Below are 20,609 nucleotides of genomic sequence, written 5' to 3'. Positions count from 1 at the left end.
AGAATGCAGAATTCAGAATTCAGAATTATATAGTGTTTATTCTTCCGCATTTCCACACTTACATTTACCTGATCAGTCCCGTTCATTCCAAACCCGGTATATCAGTTATAACCATTTCATTCTGCATTCTGAATTCTGCATTCTGCATTGGTACAAATTTTCTACCGGTCGGTAGAAAACTTGTACCCTATCCCTCTCACCGTGTACAGGGTCCAGCCGTACTTCTCGCTGTCTGTCAGTTTTTCCCGGAGCCGTTTGATGTGCACATCCACCGTCCGGCTGTCGCCGAAGAAATCATAACCCCAGATCTGGCTCAGCAGCTGTTCCCGCGTGAACACCTGGTTCGGATGGGATGCCAGGAAGTAAAGCACTTCCAGTTCCTTCGGCGGCATCTCCAGCCGTTTTCCCTCATAGTGCACGTCATATTCCTTCAGGCTCACGGTCAGGCCCGGGAAGGAAAGGTTCCCCGCCTGTTCTTCATCGTTTCCGCGGGCCCTGCGAAGCACCGCCTTTACCCGGGCAGTCAGCTCTTTTCCGTCAAAAGGTTTGACGATATAGTCATCCGCTCCCAGTTCCAGGCACAATACCTTGTCAAAGGTTTCACCCTTTGCTGTCACCATGATCACCGGAATACTTCCGCTCTTCCGGATCGTCTTCAGCACTTCATATCCGTCAGCACCGGGCAGCATCACATCCAGCAGCACCAGGTCCGGCGGCAGTTTGCTGAACATTTCAATCGCCTGGTTTCCATCCGCCGCCACCTGTACCTCATAGTTTTCCTTCTCCAGGTACAGCTGTTCCAGCCTGCTGATGTTCGGATCATCATCCACCACAAGGATGTACGGCCTGTCCTTCACATTAACTCCTCCGTCGTTATCAATTCATAATGACATATTCTGAAGTAGTCTATCCGGGGTATTTGAAGAAGTAGAACTTTTACTTCCTACCTCCTACCTCCTACTTTCTACCTGTAACGCTGAAGTAATTCCAGAGGCATTACTTCAGCGTTACTACCGTGACTCCCTCTTCTCCTTCGCCGTACATACCGCGCCTGAAGCCCTTCACGTGCTTGTTTTTCCGCAGGTCCTGCTGGATTCCCGTGCGCAGGATGCCGGTTCCCTTTCCGTGAATGATATAGACCTCATTCAGTCCGGCCAGCACCGCCTCATCCAGGTACAGGCTTACCGCGTCCAGGGCCTCTTCCAGGTTCATTCCCCGTACGTCGCATTCGCTCTTCACCGTCCGGGTCATCATGCCGGTCTTTGCCCTTACCGTAGTCTTTTCTTTTACCGGAGCCTGGCGAATCAGACGCAGCTGGGAAAGTTCCGCCGTAAACTTCATCATTCCCGCCTGCAGACGGACTTCGCCCTTTTCATCCGGCGGGGCCAGCACTGTACCTTCCACGCCCAGGGTCAGGATCTTCACCTGGTCGCCTTCCTTCACGGTCTTCGGCGCTTCTCCGCCGTCCGGATCAGCGCGTCCGAGGCCTTCCGCCAGTGCGTCGCTTTCCCGATCCAGCCTCCTGCGCAGGTCGTTCACGGAAACGTCTCCCTGCGCCGCGTTCTTCTTCATCTTCTTCAGCTCGGCGATTACGCTCTCGCTTTCACGCCTTGCCTGGTCCACAATATGCTTCGCTTCCTCACGGCTCTTGCGCAGCATCTGCTCCCGTTTCTGTTCCATCTCCCTGCGCAGCTGTTCCGCTTCATTGCGCAGGCGTACGGTTTCCCTGCCGGCTTCCTCCGCCAGCTGCCGTTCCTTTTCAGCCACCTGCCGGTGGTATTCCGCGTTAGCGATCACGTCTTCAAATCGGATCGCATTTCCGCTCAGCAGTTCCCGGGCCGCGTCGATCAGGTTTTCCGGCAGGCCCAGCCGCCGGCTGATCTCGAAGGCGTTGCTCTTTCCGGGTACACCAATGGACAGGCGGTAGGTCGGCCGCAGCGTTTCCACGTCAAATTCCACTGAGGCGTTTTCCACACCCTTCGTGGTCAGGGCAAAAGCTTTCAGCTCGCTGTAGTGGGTGGTTGCCATTGTCCGCACATTGATATGCAGCAGCCGGGTCAGGATGCTCTGGGCCAGCGCGGCGCCTTCCGTGGGATCCGTTCCGGCACCCAGTTCATCAAACAGCACCAGGTCACGGGGTGTCACCTCATGCATGATCTCCACAATATTCGTCATATGACCGGAGAAGGTGGAGAGGCTCTGCTCGATGCTCTGCTCATCGCCGATATCCGCGAATACCTGCTCAAATACCGCCAGTTCCGTTCCCGGATCCGCCGGCACCTGCAGGCCCGCCTGGGCCATCAGGGTAAACAGGCCTACCGTCTTCAGGGTTACGGTTTTACCGCCGGTATTCGGGCCGGTAATGATCAGGGTATTGAACCCTTCTTCGTCCTCCCCGTTGCTTCCGGCTTTGCCGGACTGCCCGCCGGGCTGTTTCCCTAACCAGATCGTGGAAGGTACAACCTTCTCCGGATCGATCAGCGGATGCCGTCCGCGGATGATCTTCAGGTGGCCCTCATTGTTCATCTTCGGGCTTACGCAGAAGAACCGGCGGCTCAGCAGTCCCTTGGCGAAGATAAAGTCCAGTTCCGCCAGCTGTTCCTGTGTTTCCGCCATGGCGGAAGCATAAGGCGCGGCTTCAGCGGACAGCGCCGCCAGGATCCGGGCAATCTCCTGCTGTTCCTTCAGTTCCCATTGTTTCAGCTCATTGCCCATTTCCACCGCGGTCATGGGTTCAATGAACAGCGTCGCGCCGGAAGAGCTCTGGTCATGGACCAGGCCCGGTACGCTGGAGCGGAATTCCGCCTTTACCGGCAGCACATACCGGTTGTTTCTTACCGTGATGATCGGATCCTGCAGGGCCTTCTGCAAAGCCGCGGAGTGGATCATCTGGTTCAGCTTTTCCCGGATCCGGTCCTGCGCGCCGCGCAGGTGCCGCCGGATGTTCATCAGCTCACTGCTGGCCCGGTCGGCGATCTCGTCTTCGGAAATAATAGCGTCCGTAATATCCTTTTCAATGTTCCGGGATACAAACAGGCCTTCCGCCTTCGCCCTCAGGATCGGCGTGTTTTCCCGGTTGGTCACAAGCGCGTCCTGCGCCGCGCGGCTCGCCCGCAGCAGCTCCGCCACGTTCAGCAGCATCCCCGCGCTCAGGCTTCCGCCTTTCTCACAGATCACCAGCGCCGGCTTGATATCCGGGAAAACGATCAACGGATGCCCGCCCGTATACTGCAGGATCACAGTAGCTTCTTCTGTCTCTGCCTGCAGCGCCTGCACGGCAGTCAGCTCATCTGCCGGTTCCAGCATCCGGCACTTCTCTGCCCCGGCTTGCGTCAACGCGCCTTCAGCCAGGATCTCGCGGATCCTGGTAAACTCCAGCACCCGCAGCGTTCTCTCTTTCATACTCTCTATAATTCCTTATCTTTATGTCTGTTTTATGAACTCCATGTAAATTATTCCACTGCCCGTTTCCAATGCCCTGAAGTGGTTTCTCCGGCTGTCTTTCTTCCTTCCCTGAAAGCGTTTACTACTTCTTTGCTTTCTTCTTCATTCTCTGTTGTCAGTATAATCGCTTTCGGTAAGAGCCCGCGTTCTTTTAATTCTGAATTCTGAATTCGTAATTCTGAATTGACAATGTTGTCTGTCGGCAGCGCGTTCATCAGCTGTACCAGGCAGCCTTCCGGCAGCCGCTGCCGCAGCAACGGGAACCGGTATCCCTTCCGGTCTTCCAGCACCTGTCCGGCCAGCGCGTCCGGGTGTCCTTCGTCGCACATCCGGCAGCCCGCGTGTCCTTTTGCCAGGCCTAGGGCAGTCCGTGCCGGGCAGTGATGCAGCAGCATCAGCCTTGTCCGTCCATATACCGTTGTCACGATCGGCGCACCATCAGCAAGAAGGGTCTTCAGCTCCTGTCCGGTCAGTTCCGGAGAGGCCGTCACAAAGGCACAGCCTTCCTCCATCAGCATGGAAGCCGCCTGCCGGTTCATAACCGGGATTGCGGGACCGGCAGCAAAGGCAACCGGCCATTCCCCGCCAAGCTGTCCCACGGAACCCAGTACCACACCGCCAAGCAGTTCTTTGTTTTCTTCCGTGTACTGCCGCAGCATCTGCAGGGTGTCCTCTTCGCAAACATCCGGCATTGCCAGCCAGTCTCCCGGCTGCATCTCCGCTTTCAGTTTCTCCAGTGCTTCCGTCCGGTAATCCTCCGGGCACCACACCACCCGCAGCCCCGCAGCCCGTGCCGCCTCCGCCTGATCCCTGTTACGGATATAAGCAAGGTTCGGTATAGCTGCATTGGGAAGGTATTCCGGGACACTCTTTAATTCTGAATTCTTAATTCTTAATTCTGCATTGCGCGTTTCAAAGGCGGAAATCCTTTCCGCCGTCAACGCGCCTAACGCTTCCCTCCGGATCGCGTTCACCAGGCTCACCGGCACAAACGCACCGGCTGTCTTAGCCTTCACGGCCCGTGCCTCAAACACGGTTTCACCGGTCTTTTCCAGATTCCGACACAGTTCTTCCTCCGTGGCAGCACGGGTTTTCGCTTCCGCGACAATTTCGCCGGTCACCGTTACGGTACTTTCCCCGTCCGTTGCCGTCAGCTTCAGCGCTTCTCCCGGCATCGCCTTCAGGAAGAGATCCACGGGCACCGTCCGGCCCTTCATGCTTTCAGCCGTTTTCAGCTGGTTTACTGCCGTCAGCCGGTATACCGAGTCTCCGACAGCTGCCTTTGCGCCGGGTCTCAGCCGAATGATTGCCGTTTCGCCGGCCTTCATATCCGGTCCGGAATAGACCAGGCCTGTTTCCTCATGCTCTCCGCGCAGCGCCAGTCCGTCACCGTTCTGAAGGTCTTTCTCCAGTTTTACATGTGCCAGTTTTCCGTCCGCCGCCGTAATCCTTCCCATCCGGATTCCCTGGTGGTTCACACCTTCCGGGAAAATGACGCCGGCATCCTCGCAGCCCAGTGCGTACCCGTTCATAAAACTGCCCCGGTTAAAGATCTGGAGCAGGCCTTCTTTTTCCTTCCTGTCCGCCTTTTCAAAGCTTCCCCGTTCCAGACTGTCCAGGCCCTTCCGGTAGCTGCCCGCAACCACTGCCACATACTCCGGCCGCTTCAGCCGGCCTTCCAGTTTGATAGAAGCAACCCCCGCTTCCTGCAGTTTGGGCAGTTCATCCCGCAGGCATACGTCCCGGGGGCTGAGCCACGCGCCGCGGCGGCCACGGTAATTATATTCCATCCGGCAGGGCTGGGCACAACGGCCCCGGTTTCCGCTCCGTTCTCCCACCATGCTGGAGAAAAGGCACAAGCCGCTCACCGCCACGCATTGCGCGCCGTGGGCAAAGACCTCTGTTTCAACCCCTGTGTCCGCGCATTTACGGATTTCAGAAAGCGAGCACTCCCGTGCCAGTACCACCCGGTGGATCCCCTGCTTTTTGCACCAGAGCACCCCTGTCCGGTTATGGATTGCCATCTGGGTGCTTGCGTGCACAGTCAATTCCGGAAAGCAGTTCCGGGCAATACGCAGCACGCCCAGATCCTGGATCAGCACCGCGTCTGCATGCAGGTCCCGCAGCAGGCGGAGCACTTCCGTCACCGCTTCCAGTTCCCCGTCTTTGACCAGCGTGTTCACGGTCACGTGAACACGCATATGCCGCAGATGGGCATAACGAATGGCGTCCTCCAGCTCCTGCCGGTCAAAATTGCCCGCGCCGGCGCGCGCGCTGAAAGCGGCATACCCAAGGTATACCGCGTCCGCACCCGCCGCGTCCGCCCGTTCCAGGGCCGCACGGTTTCCCGCCGGAGCCAGGTTCTCCATCATCGTTACGCCTCTTTTTCATTCATAATGCACAATTCATAATGGCCTAAACCATATATCATTGTTCATTATTCATTGTTCATTGTTCATTTGAGCAGTTTGCGCGTTGTAACGCGCTAACTGCTCATTCTGCCTCCGCAGCATCGTGTTTTCATCCTGCGCCTTCAGCAGTTCCTCTGCCAGGTGAAAGCAGGTCAGCACAGCCGCCTGCCCTGAAGGCAGGTTCGTCACGGCCGCTGTTTCACTCAGCTTCCGGTCCACAAAAGTCGCTACCCGCTTTACATAGGCCGGTGGATCAGAGGAAACCAGCGTATAGCTTTTTCCCGCCACCGTCACGGTAATCTTCTGCTTTTCCATATTTCTGTTTCCTTCCTGTTCGGTGGTCCTGATGATGCAAAAAGCGCAGAAAGGGACTCGCCCTTTCCGCGCTGATCTGTCAGTGTTAAATCTGGTCGAAAGGATAGCACTGTCCGAATGTATCCACCCGGATAGAAGCCATCACCTGCGGCTCAAGCGGTTTGTCATTAGCATCCCGCTTCGTCTTCACAATATCCTCCGCGACGTCCATGCCTTCCAGCACCTTGCCGAAAGCGGCATACTGCCCGTCCAGGTGGGGGCTGTCGCTGGTCATGATGAAGAACTGGCTTCCGGCGGAGTCAGGCATCATGCTGCGGGCCATGCTCAGCACACCGTAGGTATGCTTCAGCGGATTGTTCACGCCGTTCGCGGCGAATTCACCCTTGATGCAGTATCCTGGGCCGCCCATACCGATACCCTTGGGATCGCCGCCCTGGATCATGAAACCCGGAATAACCCGGTGAAAGATCAGCCCGTCATAGAAGCCGCTGTTGGCCAGCGCGGTAAAGTTGCCTACAGACTGCGGCGCAATGTCGGGATACAGTTCACCCTTCATTTCACGTCCATCACTCATCGTGATTGTAAACACAGGATTCTGTGCCATTTTTTCTGTTTCCTCCTTAGGAGCCACGCTCCAACTGTTTCATATACTTTTATCAGACAGCTGATGAGGTTTATCCTTTCATCTGTCAACCTCACTCGCTCGATAAAGCCTGCGTCATTCTGAATTCTTAATTCCGAATTCTGAATTACTGCTAAGCTTCCCTATTATAACGGGTTTTCCCTGCAATGGCAAGCATCCTGCATGCTGCTCCGGGCAGGACAGCATAAACAATTCAACTGTTCCTTGTTTGTTGTTTTCAGTCTGTTGTCTTTTTGACAACCAGTTCCAAAGCCGGTATAATATGAAGGTTCCCGAAAGGAGTATCCATTATGAGGATTGTACACCCCCAGCAGCCCGTCAACGGGCTGAACCCGGAAGATGTGTTCTACGCGGTCGATGATCTCGGAGCACAGACCGGTTATGGCTTTATCCTGTATCAGCTCCAGCCCGGCCTGTATCCGGACTGCCCTGTTAACCTGTATTTTTCCATTGCCGGAGATCCCGCGTCCCGGTATCTCCTGTTTGGCGCGCTTGTCGCCCGGGCCCGCATTCTCCAGAATGTAAACCCCCAGATGCGCTGCCGCCTGTATACCAGCATCGATCCTTCCGATATACAGATGAAAGACTTTTATCTGCATAACGGTTTCGACTGCAATGAAACAGACGAGATCCTTCAGCTGGCGATCCCGTACGGCGACGGCCGCATCCCCATGAGCTGCACCGTGGCTCCGACGCCCCTGAACACCTGGGATGAGCAGAACAGCCTGATCTACCGTCTCCAGATGAACGAGATCTCCTTTGTGGATATGAATTATCTCAAGAGTCTCCAGCGCATGCCCCATTTTATGACGCTCGGCCTCTACCGCAATGCCGTGCTCATCGGCGAGGTCATCATGGCCGGCCAGGGAAGCGACTGCGAGCTCGTTGCCATCTATATTGAGCCCGGCAGCCGGAACCAGGGCATGGGGAAAGCGCTTCTCCACCGGATGATGGCCATCATGGCCGCTGAAGGTGTTACCCGCATCACCACCCGGATCATGAGCCGCAGCCTTCCCCAGCAGCGCCTGGCGGCTGATTTCGGCGGAACGGTTCTGGGCGTCAATATGCTCTTCCCGGGCATGTATCTGAACTGATCATTGTTCCTTTCTCTCCCTTGATATTCCTTGAATTCTGCTTGACGGGAAACCGTCAGGCAATTATAATATTTTCAACTGTGTTTCGAAGGAGGAAACGATCAATATGAAATCCGGCAATAAGCGCGTTGGCGGCAAAACCGGAGCCATCATCGCGCTGTGTGTGCTGCTGGTTGTCACCATCGTGCTCGGCGTGATCGGTGTCACCGGACTGAGCCTGCCGCCGCGGGGTCTGTACAAGGTCCTGTCCTGGCTGCCCACAACCAATTCCGAAAACTGGCCTGCTTCCCTGCCCCTGGGCCTGGACCTGCGGGGCGGTATGTATGTTGAGTATTCCGGCAAGGCTCCGGAAGGCTCCGATGCAAACTTTGACAGCCTGATGGAAGGCACCATGTCCATCATCCGCTCCCGCCTGTCCGACAAGGGCTTCAACGAAGCCAATGTCCAGAAGCTGGGTACCGACGGTATCCGTGTTGAGATTCCGGGTGTGCAGGATGATTCAGTGCTGGACCTGATCGGCGCTGCCGCCAAGATGCGTTTCCTGGATCCCGACGGAAATGAGTTCATGTCCGGCGACATGGTTCAGTCCGCCGGCTACACGCTCGATGAAAACGGCAGCCCCGCAATCGGCTTCAAGCTGACCAACGAAGGCGCCAAAATCTTCTCCGATATGACCTCTGCCAACATCGGCAAGAGGCTGGTGATCGAGCTGGATGGTGTCACGCTGATCGATGCCACCGTGCAGCACGCGATCACCGACGGCAGCGGCATCATCACCGGCAGATTCTCCGATGAAGAAGCCGTCAACATCGCCGCCAAGATCCAGTCCGGCGCCCTTCCGCTGGAACTGACCCAGCAGAAGGTTGACAAGGTGTCCGCCACCCTCGGCCAGGACGCTGTGTCCTCCTCTGTGAAGGCCGCCATGATCGGTATCCTCCTGATCATGCTGCTGATGATCTTCCGCTACAGGCTGAACGGCCTCATCGCCTCCTGGGCGCTGACCATCTACACGATCCTGCTGTTCATGCTGATCGCGCTGTTCGGCATCCAGCTGACCCTGCCCGGTCTGGCCGGCGTGGTTCTGGGCATCGGTATGGCCGTTGACGCGAACGTCATCATCTTCGAACGCTTCAACGAAGAAGTCCGCAAGGGCCGCAGCGTTAAAGCCGCTGTCCGCGCCGGTTTCAAAAACGCTATGTCCGCTATCCTGGACGCTAACGTCACCACGCTGATCGCCGCCATCGTGCTGCTGTTCTTCGGCACCGGCTCCATCCAGGGCTTCGCCAAGACCCTGCTGCTGGGCGTTATCGTGTCCATGTTCACCGCGATCATGGTTACCCGTTTCCTCATGAACCGTTTCGAGAGGGCGGGCGCCACCAAGACCTCCCTCTATACGAAAGTGATTAACGAAGAAACGGAGGTTGAGGAATAATGGCTATTAAGAATCGTTCCAAAATCTGCCTGATTATTTCCGCGATCATCATCATCGCTGCCCTGATCCTGACCCTTTGCGGCCGCGGCATCAACCTGGGCATCGATTTTGCCGGCGGTCTCTCCATGCAGTATGACATGAAGACCCCTGTCACCTCCGCTGACGTGAGCGCTGTTCTGGACAACATGGGAATTACCAGCAGCACCGTCACTGTTCAGGGCAGTAACAACAATGAAGCGAACATCCGCATCAAGGAAATTTCCAAGGATGACATCCAGAAGGTCCAGGCTGATTTCGAAGCCGGTATCAAAGCGGTCTATCCTGAAGCCGTGTCCATCGGTGACGTGAACTACGTCGGTCCCGTGGCCGGTGCCACCCTGGTTAAGAACGCCGTCATCTCCGTGCTGCTTGCCGCCGCCCTGATGCTGATCTATATCGCCATCCGGTTCGACCTGAACTCCGGTATCGCCGCTGTGTTCGGCCTGCTGCATGACGTGCTGATCATGCTCTCCTTCATGGTCATCTTCCGCTCCGTGATTCAGATGAACTCCTCGTTCATCGCCGCGGCGCTGACCATCGTTGGTTACTCCATCAACAACACCATCGTGATCTTCGACCGCATCCGTGAGAATGCCAAGAAGATGCCCACCGGTGCCCGTGAGGAAGTCACCAACATCTCCATCAAAGAGAGCCTGGGCCGCACCATCTGCACCACAGTGACCACCCTGATCACCATCGTGGCCCTGTGCATCCTGGGTGTTGCCTCCATCCGTGAGTTCGCCCTGCCGATCATCGTCGGCATCCTCTCCGGTGTTTACAGCGCCAACATGATCAACGGTTATGTCTGGGCATTCCTTGAAGAAAAGCGCCGCAGCCGTAAAGCTAAAGCCTGATTGAAAAAACAGCGAGGGACTGCGTGACCGCAGTCCCTCGCTGTTTTTTCTTCTTTTCCGATTGAAGTGTCATCCTGAGCAAGGCGAAGCTCTGAGGACTGCCAATGGCAGAAATATCATCAGAGCTGAGGTCAACCGAAACGAACGAGCAGCCCAGTGAGCTGTCGTGACGATTGAGGTTGCGTTAACACGAAGAGAGCACAGTCGAAGAATCTCCTTCTTCACTCTTCACTCTAAACTGACACCTTTTATCCCCACGTTCACAGTAAATATCATTATGCATTATGCATTATGCATTATCAGAAAGGAGGCGCCTGATGACCCATACTCGTTTCATATCCCGCTGCGCCTCCTCTGCGCCCTCCTTTCCGGATACTCCCCCCTGGCTGTCCTCCCTCCTTTCCGCCCGCGGAATCCGTACGGAAGAGGAAGCCGCCCGTTTCATGAATCCATCCCTTACGGATCTCCATGATCCCTTCCTGCTTCCCGGCATGGCTGAAACCGTGAACCTGCTCCGGGAGGCCATTGTCTCGGGAAAGACGATCCTTGTCTACGGAGACTATGATGCCGACGGCATCTGTGCCGCCTCCATCCTCATGGAAGTACTGCATGAGGAAGGCGCTTCCCTGGCTTACCGCATTCCTTCCCGCCACACGGAAGGGTACGGCCTCAACGCCGATGCTGTCCGGGAGATTGCCGGCAAGGCGCAGCTCCTGATCACCGTGGACTGCGGCATCTCCAATGTCGCGGAAGTGGACCTGGCCAAAGAGCTTGGCCTCACGGTCATCATCACCGACCACCACCAGCCGCCGGAAGTGCTTCCCAAAGCAGATGTGGTCATGGATCCGCTGCTCGGAAATTATCCCTTCCCGTATCTGTGCGGTGCGGGAGTCGCCCTGAAGATCTGCCAGGCCCTCCAGGGTATGGCTGGTGTGGAAAAGCGCCTGGACCTCGCCGCATTGGCTACTGTGGCCGATATTGTCCCCCTGCAGGATGAAAACCGGATAATCGTCCGGGAAGGGCTCAAGCGCATGGAAACCACCTCCAGGCCCGGCCTGAAAGCCCTGCTGGAAAACGCTGGTGTACAGCCGCCCGTTACCGCCGATCATCTTGCTTTCCGTCTGGGCCCGCGGCTGAACGCCGCCGGCCGCCTGGGAGACGCGAAGCTGGGCGTACACCTGCTCCTGACCCCGGATCCGGCCAAGGCAGCCAACATTGCCGGCCTCCTGGAGGAAGCCAACCGGACGCGGCAGAACCTGGAGCGGGAAATGACCTCCGCCGCCCTGTCCCAGCTGAGCCTGGACGAGCTGGCAAATGCCCATGTGATCATTGTCTCGGGCGAAGACTGGAACCCCGGTCTCATCGGCCTCACCGCCGGCCGCCTGTGTGAGCGGTTCCATCTCCCCGTCATTGCCCTCAGCGTCCACGGCGATACCGCGACAGGTTCCTGCCGGTCCATTCCGGGGGTCAACATTTATAAAATGCTGTCCGCCTGCGGAGACCTGCTGGAGCGCTTTGGCGGTCATGAACAGGCTGCCGGCCTGAATGTGAAGACCGACCTGATCCCGCAGCTCCGGGAGCGCCTGGAGAAAGAGATATCCGCCGCCGCGCCGGAAGAATGCTTCCTGCCTTCCATGGAATATGACCTGATGGTTCCCTTCCGGGTATGGACTCCGGAAACCCTGGCCCTGCTGGACCGGCTGGAACCGTTCGGATGCGGCAATCCCCCGCCGCTCTTCCTGCTGCAGGGAGCCGAGGTACAGTCCCTCCGCCGCGTAGGCAAAGACAGTTCCCACCTGAAGCTGACCGTCCTGGACGCGGACCTGACCGTTGTGGACGGTATAGCCTTTTCCCTGGGGGAAGTCGCGGATGAAGCACCCGCGGTCCTGGATCTCCTCTACCGTCCTGTACGCAATGATTTCCGCGGCCGCGTCAGCATAGAAGCCCAGGTCGCCTGCATTAATAATTCAGAATTATAAATACTGTCCCTCTGCTGTACCTGGTCAGTCCCGGGTAAACATAAATCGCGAAACATGGTATAATAATATGTTGTGGTACTGTCCTGCCGGCTGAAGATGTCACGCAGACTGAACCACTCAACACTGGGAAATGCCTGAACACTCTGTAATTGTTCATTGTTCATTGTTCATTTTTCATTGAAATCCGACTGAAAGGAGGATTGCCTGTGGCTTTTACATCCTATGAGGCAATGCCCCTGGACCAGATGCTCGGGCGTATACGGAAGTATCACCCCGGCGATGGCTATAAGCTCGTGGAAAAAGCCTGGAAGTTTGCCGAAAAGGCCCATGAAGGCCAGTTCCGCAAGTCCGGTGAGGCTTATTTCACCCACCCCAGCCTGGTGGCATCCATCCTGACTGAACTGATGATCGATCCCCCTACGATTGCTGCGGGGCTTCTTCATGATACCGTTGAAGACTGCGAAGGCATCACCCTCGAAACACTCCGTACAGAGTTCGGTGATGAGGTAGCGGACCTTGTGGACGGCGTTACCAAGCTGAACAAACTGGACTTCGCCAACCGGGAAGAGGCCCAGGCTGAATCCCTCCGGAAGATGATCCTGGCCATGTCCCGGGATATCCGGGTTGTGCTGATCAAGCTGGCGGACCGCCTGCACAACATGCGCACGCTCCGTTTCCAGCCGGAAGACCGCCGGGTAGCCATTGCCCGGGAAACACTGGATATCTATGCTCCCCTGGCGCACCGCCTGGGCGTCTATGCCGTCAAGCAGGAGCTGGAAGACCTTTCCCTGAAGTACATTGATCCGGAAGGATACAACCGCATCGTTCACCTGGTCGGCATGAAGCGCCAGGAACGGGAGGAAAGCATCCGTCTGGTCATCGATGAGCTTTCCGAGCGGCTGGACCAGCAGCATATCCGCTACAACATTGACGGCCGCAGCAAGCATTTCTATTCCATCTACCGGAAAATGATCCTGCAGCAGAAGACCTTTGACCAGATCTACGACCTGATCGCCATCCGGGTTATCGTGGACACCGTTCCGGACTGCTATACCGTCCTCGGTATTGTCCATACCCTGTGGAACCAGGTTCCCGGCCGGTTCAAGGATTATATTTCCGTGCCCAAGGCCAACATGTACCAGTCCCTCCACACCACCGTGGTAGGCGGCCGTAAGATCCCCTTCCCCTTCGAAGTGCAGATCCGCACCTGGGAAATGCACCGCGTCGCGGAATTCGGTATCGCGGCGCACTGGCGCTACAAGGAAGGCGCTGACCGGCAGGACAACCTGGACCATAAGCTCTACTGGGTCCGGCAGATGCTGGACTGGCAGACAGAGACCCGGGATTCCCGTGAATTCCTGGATACCCTGAAAACCGACCTTTTCTCCGAGGAAGTATTCCTCTTTACCCCCAAGGGAGATGTTATCTCCATGCCCAAGGGGGCCACTCCCCTGGACTTTGCCTACCGTATTCACTCCGCCGTCGGCAACCAGTGCGTCGGCGCGAAGATCAACGGCAAGATTGTTCCCCTGGATACCCCGCTGGAAACCGGCGACCGGGTGGAGATCCTGACATCCGCATCCTCCCGCGGCCCGGGCACCGACTGGCTTCGTATCTGTAAGACACCCCAGGCCAAAGCCAAGATCCGCCAGTTCCTGAAGAAGACGCTCAAGGAAGAGAATGTTGAAACCGGCCGCGCCATGATTGAAAAGGAATGCGTTCGCCGCGGCGTCCGCCTTTCCGACATTGCCAAACCGGAGTATTACGATCCGATCCTGAAGCGTACCGGTTTCGCGGACTTCGATGATATCTGCGGTGCCGTCGGTTACGGCGGCATGGCGGCTGTCTATGTGGTCACCCGCCTGATCGAGGAACAGAAGGCCAAGGAACAGCCCGCGCAGACCGTCCAGACCGTGGAAGACATGGTCTCGGAGGAAAAGCGCCTCAGCCAGCACCGTGCGCATCACGGTATCGTCCTCACCGGCAGCGAGGACCTGGATATTCCTGTCCGCTTCGCCAAGTGCTGCAGTCCTGTTCCCGGAGACGAGATCGTCGGTTATATCACCCGCGGCCGCGGCGTTACCATCCATAAGGCGGAGTGCGTCAATGCCGCCGCAGGTGAGCAGGAGCGCCGTATTCCCGTGGAATGGGCCAGCGACGGCGGCGATACCTTCTATGCCACCATTACCATCCTGGCTTACAACCGGGTGAATATGCTCAGTGAGATCGCCACCATCATCGGGGAAAACGGAGTTTCCATCCGCGCCGCCTCGATCCAGAGCGATGATAAAACCCGGATCTCCACACTGCGCCTGACCCTGGACGTTCATTCCCGCGAGGAAATGGATAAGGTTATCCAGGCCCTGCGCAATAAGTCTGATATCTTAGATGTATATCGTGCCACAAAGTGACAGGGCTTTAGCCCTGTCATCCCGAGCGTAGTCGAGGGATCTGGTTTTCATAATTCATAATGATGAATGTGGTTCCCCTTCTTTCGGGTGATTCCATAACACAATTCTGAATTCTTCATTCTGAATTCTCCTGAAAGGAGTCCCTATGCGTGCAGTAGTTCAGCGTGTTACCAGCGCTTCCGTCACCGTTGAAGGTGAAACCGTCGGGGCCGTCGGCCCCGGTTTCATGGTCCTCATAGGCGTCTCTAAGGAAGACACCGATAAGGATCTGAAATACATCGTGGACAAGGTTCAGAACCTCCGCGTCTTTGACGATGAAAACGGCGTCATGAACCGTTCCATCCTGGATGTCGGCGGGAGCATCCTGGCCGTGTCCCAGTTCACGCTCTACGGTGACGCCAGGGGCGGCCGCAGGCCCTCCTATTTCCGCGCCGCAGGCCCGGAGATGGCCAATGAGCTGTATGAGAAAGCCGTAGCAGCATGGCGGGACCAGGGCATTCACGTGGAAACCGGCCGCTTCCGCACCGAGATGAAGGTCTCCCTTGTCAATGACGGTCCGGTAACCATCCTTCTGGACAGCGAAAAGGCTTTTTGACGCACGGAGGAGTAACAGCCATGATCATCGATGAACTCACCGTCGGTATGGTGCAGACCCGCTGCTATATCCTGAGCCCTGAAGGCGGACAGGAGTGCATTGTCATTGATCCCGGCGATGAGGCGGCACGAATCCTGAAGGCTGCCGGAAACCGGAAAATCGCGGCTATCCTGCTGACCCACGGCCATTTTGACCACATAGGTGCTGTGGGCGCGCTGTGTGCAGCGCGCAATGCAGAATCAAAAGATGAAAAAACCAGAATTATTATTCATGAGTCAGATGCACCGATGCTGAGTGATCCTGCCCTGAATGCCGGCATGGGACTGATAGGACGGCAGATCACCGCACCCGAAGCAACAGACCTGGTCCGGGAAGGCGATGAACTGACCCTGGCCGGACTGAACGTCCGGGTACTGCACACTCCCGGCCATACGCCCGGGAGCGTATGCTATCTGATCGAAGGGGAACTGTTCACCGGGGATACGCTGTTTGATTACGGCTGGGGCCGCACAGACCTGCCCGGCGGAAACGAAGCACAGATGGAAGACTCCCTGAGACGACTCATGCCCATGGTCCGGTCCATTCCCATGCACGCCGGTCACTGAACCAACCTGAATGATGATTTGTGAATGATGAATTGTGAATTGAATTCCTACCTTGAAACCATTGAGCCCGAGTTGAGAGTATTGACCCGGCTTTTTGGTTTTGCGGAAAGCGTCTGGAACGAGCCGAAGAAGTTTGTGCCGCTTACCGCGGAGCGGGACGGGCAGTTCATCATCCGCTTTGAAGCAGACGGCCGCTGCGCTGAGCGCGCCGTGTCCGCGCCGGAGGATACGGATGAACGGGTCCGTACCCTTCACCGCAGGCGCGCCGCCCGGCGTCTGTGCAAGCAGACCCTGTATGATCTCCTGCGGGAAATCACCGGCATTCAGCCGCCCTGGGGCAGCCTGACCGGCGTCCGGCCTACGCACCTGATGCTGGAAGCGCTGGCGGAAGGGCTGACACCGGAGGACGCAGTCCGGCGTCTGGTCAGGGAATTCGATGTATCTCCTTCCCGGGCAGCCCTGCTGGCCGAGATCGCGGCTGAGCAGCAAAAGCTGCCTGCACCCGGTGACAGCTGGATGGATGTTTATATCGGCATTCCCTTCTGCACCACGCGCTGCGCCTACTGTTCCTTCTCCTCCGGGGAGATCGGGGACGGCAGCCTGGTCGGTCCCTATATGGCGGCCCTGATCCGTGAAATGCGCGCCTGTGCGGAAATCCTGAAGGAAAGCGGGCGGCAGCTGCGCGCCCTGTATGTGGGCGGCGGCACGCCTACCGCCCTGCCGCAGGAAGCCTTTGAGCAGCTGCTGGCTGAAACGCTTTTCTGTTTTCCCGGCGCCATGGAATACACGGTGGAAGCCGGAAGACCGGATACCCTCACCCGGGCCAAGCTCCGGGCGATCCGGCAGGCCGGGATCAGCCGGATATCCATCAATCCCCAGACCATGAATGACCGGACGCTGGAGGTAATCGGACGGGCACATACCGCGCAGCAGGTGCGGGATGCCTACGCCCTGGCCCGGGAGGAAGCGATCCCCCACATCAACATGGATGTGATCGCGGGTCTGCCGGGAGAAAACGAAGCGGACTTTGCCCATACCCTGGAGGAAGCCCGGAAACTGCATCCGGAAAGCTTCACCGTGCATACGCTGGCGATCAAGCGTTCCTCCCGCATGAGCCTGGAAAAGCATCCCCTGCCGGACGGGGAAATGACCGCCCGCATGGTGGATGCGGGCCGGGAAACAGCCCGGGCTATGGGAATGGTGCCCTATTACCTCTATAAGCAGAAACAGATGGCCGGCAACCTGGAAAACACCGGCTACGCCCTTCCCGGACATGCCTGCCTGTACAATGTGGATATCATGGAGGAAACCAGCCATATCCTTGCCATGGGTGCGGGCGGAATCTCCAAGCGGATCTGGCCGGAGGAAGGCCATATTACCAGGGCGCCAAACGTCAGCAACATCCTGGAGTATATCAGCCGGACGGATGAGATGATCAGCCGCAAGCGGGAGCTGTTCCCGCCGCTGAAATAACGGATCAAAAAAAGGAAAGCAGTCATCTGCTTTCCTTTTTCGTTTCCTTCCTTATTTGCCGAACTGTTCTTCCAGCTCCCTGCGGATCCGCTGCCGCTCCCCGGCAGGGAGTTCTTCCATATCGCTCATACAGCTCCGGACAACCGCCTCCGCCCAGGAAGCGCCCCGCGTAACGTCATACTGATGCAGTTCCCTTGTATAGAAATCAAAATACAGGTTGGAATAGACCGGCAGCAGCGGCAGGGTTTCCGTAATCTTTTCCTGCATGCCCCTCCACTTCCGTACAAACCCGTCCGTGTCCTCCGGCTCGGTCCGCACCATGTCCAGCGCCAGGGCATAAACTTCCTTTCGCGCCCGGACCAGTTCCGAATCTCCGTTGTCCTCTTCCCGGGGCTTCAGGAGTTCCGGATCGAAGACCCGGGAAAAGTTTTCACCCAGGTACAGCATGTCATAGCCGCTGTTTTTCCCGCTGACATAGGATTCCTGGAGCGCTTCCATGCTTACGGGCACAACCGTCAGGCGGATACCGGCCTCCTTCAGCGGCGTGATCAGGGTCAGTTCCAGTTTTTTCCGGATCTCCTCGCTTTCCGGCACCGCCATGGTAAGCTCCAGGCCGGTAAAGCTGTCTCCGTTCCGTTTATACCTGACGCTGTCCCGGTACGGATTATAGGTTTCTCCTTTTTCGTTCAGGGTCCAGCCTGCCGCGTCCAGCAGGCGGACTGCTTTTTCCCGGTCCTGCGTATAGCGAATCAGCCCGGGAAGGGTCAGACCTTTTTCCGGCAGCGTATGGACATCTCCCGCGTCCGTGCCGGCTGCCATACGGTACATCCATTGTCCCGCGCCGAAGAAGCCGTCTGTCCGCGTCCCGTAGCCGCCGGTATATAGATGGGTAAAGGTATCCCGGTCAAAGCAGCAGGCGATGGCCTCCCGCACTGCCTTTTCCTGTACCTTCGGGCTGCATTCCATGAACCAGATCATGGTCAGCCCCGTGCGCGGCCGAACCTGCATGGCCAGCGTGTCCTGTGAAGCCATGACGCAGCGGATCCCGTCGCGGATCGCATCCGCGCCGGTCACCTTGTTCAGCAGGCCTGTCTCTCCCTTTGTCAGCCCGGAAACCATTTCACTGTTATGCTCCGCGGTAAATGTGATCCGGCCGATACGGGGCGTATATCCGTCCTCTGTTCCCCGGAAATAAGGATTCGCGATAAACAGGGCAGTATTTCCGTCAAAGGATTTCAGCAGATAGGGACCGGATACCTTTTGCGGATGGGACAGATAACCTGTCGTTTCATTCAGTACCGTCTGCTCCAGCGTCCGGGCCGTCAGCGGGCGGGACAGGTACACGCCTTCCCCTTCATCCCTCACCGCGGTACCCGGCGCAATCACCTCGATGGGATACGGCTGGACTGCCAGCCGGTTCAATTCGTAATAATACGGCAGCGCTTCCGCTTTAGCCGTCACCTGCAGGATGTTGTCCCCGATCAGCCGCACTCCGGACAAAGCCTTTGCCTGTCCGCTCAGATACGCCTCGCTGCCTTCCAGCCAGGAAAAATCTTCCGGCCTGCCGCCGGTTTCCGCCACCGCGGGATCCATCTGCAGCAGGAATGAGAACGCGTAGTCCGCCGCGGTGATCCGTGTATCGTCTGACCAGCGCAGATCCTCAGAGAGCACCATCAGATACGTACGGCTGCCATCGCTGTTTGTCAGCACGGCGGCGTCCTCCAGCACGCTCCGGTCAAACACAAACCGGTCCAGTTCTCCGTCCCACCGGACAGGAGAAGCGGCATGCAGCAGCATCTGCGCGTCCATGTCGCTGGCAGTTCCGCCCCACAGGTTCGTGAAGAACCTGCCCTCCATCGGCGTCACGGTTCCCACGGTCAGCCGTGCCCGTTCATCCTGGTACCAGCGGTTCCATATCACCTCATCCGGCAGCTTGTTTTCCGCCGCTGCAGGCATTGCGGAAAGAATCGGCAGGAGGAGGGCAAGCAGGAAAACCAGCATTTTTTTCATCTTTTCCCCTCCTCCGTTATTCCGCGCATATGCCGACCTGGAGATAGACATCGCCCAGGTCTGCCGGCGTCCGCAGATCGTCCATATCCACAGCCCCGATGGTATCCTCCGGCACATACAGCACCGTATAGTTTTCATTCCGGCCGCTGTTCACACCGGAAACCTTCAGCCGCACCGGGTGCCATCCCGCAATTGCAGGGCTTTCCTTCTCAAAGCCTTCCCCGGTCAGGATTTCTCTTTCGTATGCTTCCGCCGCTTCCGTTCCATCCGGATACAGGTAGCGGATCCGCATGGTCCATTTCATCGGCCTGTACCGGACCCTGACCACCGTATCCTCCGTCAGCGTTCCCCTGACGATCTCAATATCTGCCGCATATCCCGGATACTGCGGGGAAACCACATAGTATCCGCTGCCTCGCTGCCGCGTGAACACCTGGTCCGGGAACAGTTCCTCCCCGTTCTCGCCGTAATACTTCACGGTCAGCTTCAGCGTATCCTTCTCTGTTCTGCGTTCCGTCATCCGGCCAAATACCACCAGCCGTCCGTTGGTATTCGTATCCGCGCAGGTGGACAGAGCCAGGACCTTCTCCGCACCCTTCGCCGCTTCCTCATCCCAGGCCGCCAGGGTGGTTCCGATACCCGCGTCATGGCTTCGGTCCCCGGTCAGGAAATCAATCACCTGCTTTGCCCGGTCTCCCATGGTGTAGATCTCTTTTTCATAGGCATCTGTGACCGCAGCGGCAAAGAAGGTCACGTCATAGATCTTTCCGTTCTTCGTGGTCACAACCGCTGTCTGGTGGCTTTTCAGCCAGCTCTGCTCCCGGTACCGGTCCAGGGAGCCGAACATGGCGCCGTTATCCATATGATGCCCGTACAGCAGGTTATAGCTGTCGGAAAAGTCCGGCCTGCACGCCGCGGCCTGGTAGATGGCTCCTGTCAGGGAAACCTTGCCGTAAACGTCATGGGAGGCGTAATGCAGGTCATCCCGGCCCTGGACAACGGGATAATCAATGGGCGTGTCCTCCACTGTAATCCAGGCGCGGTAATCCTTGTTGACCGTTTCCATGGACGGTGCTTCCGCCAGGGGAGCATCCATTGCCCTCGGCTTGTATTTCAGCAAGTCGCTGCCCGAGCTGAAGGCGCTGACCCAGACCGCCATACTGTCAAAAAGAACATAGCCGGAATAGATGATCAGAACAAAGGCAAGCAGCGCGGCACAGGCGGAAACAAGCCCGCTGCCCGTTTTCAGCACGGTCAGGATGCCGTCCCGCGGTTCTTTGCGCTTCATTCCGGTTCCTCCTTTC

15 protein-coding genes are annotated in these 20,609 nt (G+C 57.4%); 8 read left to right on the top strand and 7 right to left on the bottom strand.

Annotated features, from left to right (window positions below):
* Positions 1 to 161: 161 nt before the first annotated feature.
* The 5 genes from JYE50_RS12800 to JYE50_RS12780 all read right to left on the bottom strand — a co-directional run bounded on the left by JYE50_RS12800 (position 162) and on the right by JYE50_RS12780 (position 6,774).
* Positions 162 to 857, bottom strand: a complete 696-nt coding sequence (locus tag JYE50_RS12800) for a response regulator transcription factor (RefSeq protein ID WP_084096477.1) — start codon at positions 855 to 857, stop codon at positions 162 to 164.
* A 139-nt stretch (positions 858 to 996) separates the two neighbouring features.
* On the bottom strand, positions 997 to 3,402 hold the full coding sequence (locus tag JYE50_RS12795; RefSeq protein ID WP_084096475.1) for an endonuclease MutS2: 2,406 nt from the start codon (positions 3,400 to 3,402) through the stop codon (positions 997 to 999).
* Between the two features lie 50 nt (positions 3,403 to 3,452).
* Positions 3,453 to 5,816: a U32 family peptidase gene (locus tag JYE50_RS12790; RefSeq protein WP_084096473.1), complete on the bottom strand. Its 2,364-nt coding sequence runs from the start codon at positions 5,814 to 5,816 to the stop codon at positions 3,453 to 3,455.
* 69 nt (positions 5,817 to 5,885) lie between these two features.
* Complete coding sequence (locus tag JYE50_RS12785; protein WP_084096471.1) at positions 5,886 to 6,170, bottom strand: cell division protein ZapA; 285 nt, start codon at positions 6,168 to 6,170, stop codon at positions 5,886 to 5,888.
* An 85-nt stretch (positions 6,171 to 6,255) separates the two neighbouring features.
* Complete coding sequence (locus JYE50_RS12780; protein ID WP_084096469.1) at positions 6,256 to 6,774, bottom strand: peptidylprolyl isomerase; 519 nt, start codon at positions 6,772 to 6,774, stop codon at positions 6,256 to 6,258.
* A 329-nt stretch (positions 6,775 to 7,103) separates the two neighbouring features.
* Here JYE50_RS12780 and JYE50_RS12775 point away from each other — a divergent pair, with 329 nt between their 5' ends.
* From JYE50_RS12775 to hemZ, 8 genes are all read left to right on the top strand, one after another.
* A complete protein-coding gene (locus JYE50_RS12775) occupies positions 7,104 to 7,907 on the top strand; it encodes a GNAT family N-acetyltransferase (RefSeq protein ID WP_084096467.1) in 804 nt (267 codons plus the stop codon).
* 106 nt (positions 7,908 to 8,013) lie between these two features.
* Entirely contained in the window at positions 8,014 to 9,339 is a 1,326-nt protein-coding gene (secD, locus tag JYE50_RS12770; RefSeq protein WP_084096465.1) for a protein translocase subunit SecD, read from the top strand.
* Positions 9,339 to 10,232: a protein translocase subunit SecF gene (gene secF, locus JYE50_RS12765; protein WP_084096463.1), complete on the top strand. Its 894-nt coding sequence runs from the start codon at positions 9,339 to 9,341 to the stop codon at positions 10,230 to 10,232. Before secD ends, secF begins: the two co-directional genes overlap by 1 nt.
* Before the next feature lie 317 nt (positions 10,233 to 10,549).
* Positions 10,550 to 12,211, top strand: a complete 1,662-nt coding sequence (gene recJ, locus JYE50_RS12760; protein WP_179138385.1) for a single-stranded-DNA-specific exonuclease RecJ — start codon at positions 10,550 to 10,552, stop codon at positions 12,209 to 12,211.
* 206 nt (positions 12,212 to 12,417) lie between these two features.
* On the top strand, positions 12,418 to 14,622 hold the full coding sequence (locus tag JYE50_RS12755; RefSeq protein WP_366212387.1) for a RelA/SpoT family protein: 2,205 nt from the start codon (positions 12,418 to 12,420) through the stop codon (positions 14,620 to 14,622).
* A gap of 145 nt (positions 14,623 to 14,767) precedes the next feature.
* Positions 14,768 to 15,217 (top strand): D-aminoacyl-tRNA deacylase, encoded by a 450-nt coding sequence (dtd, locus tag JYE50_RS12750; protein ID WP_084096459.1) that lies wholly within the window; start codon positions 14,768 to 14,770, stop codon positions 15,215 to 15,217.
* A 20-nt stretch (positions 15,218 to 15,237) separates the two neighbouring features.
* Positions 15,238 to 15,822 carry an MBL fold metallo-hydrolase gene (locus JYE50_RS12745; RefSeq protein WP_084096457.1) on the top strand — a complete coding sequence of 195 codons (585 nt, stop codon included), beginning with the start codon at positions 15,238 to 15,240 and terminating at the stop codon, positions 15,820 to 15,822.
* Positions 15,823 to 15,861: 39 nt separating this feature from the next.
* Positions 15,862 to 17,295, top strand: coding sequence for a coproporphyrinogen dehydrogenase HemZ (gene hemZ, locus JYE50_RS12740; protein WP_179138384.1), 1,434 nt, complete (start codon positions 15,862 to 15,864; stop codon positions 17,293 to 17,295).
* A 51-nt stretch (positions 17,296 to 17,346) separates the two neighbouring features.
* Here hemZ and JYE50_RS12735 read toward each other — a convergent pair whose 3' ends face one another.
* Together JYE50_RS12735 and JYE50_RS12730 are read right to left on the bottom strand one after the other, a co-directional pair.
* Positions 17,347 to 19,305: an ABC transporter substrate-binding protein gene (locus JYE50_RS12735; protein WP_179138383.1), complete on the bottom strand. Its 1,959-nt coding sequence runs from the start codon at positions 19,303 to 19,305 to the stop codon at positions 17,347 to 17,349.
* A gap of 16 nt (positions 19,306 to 19,321) precedes the next feature.
* Positions 19,322 to 20,593, bottom strand: a complete 1,272-nt coding sequence (locus JYE50_RS12730; protein ID WP_084096452.1) for a class B sortase — start codon at positions 20,591 to 20,593, stop codon at positions 19,322 to 19,324.
* Positions 20,594 to 20,609: the final 16 nt, after the last annotated feature.

Source organism: Aristaeella lactis (assembly GCF_018118585.1).
GTDB lineage: Bacteria > Bacillota > Clostridia > Christensenellales > Aristaeellaceae > Aristaeella > Aristaeella lactis.
Note: the sequence above shows the minus strand (reverse complement) of the source record. Positions and strands in the feature narration are given on the sequence as shown.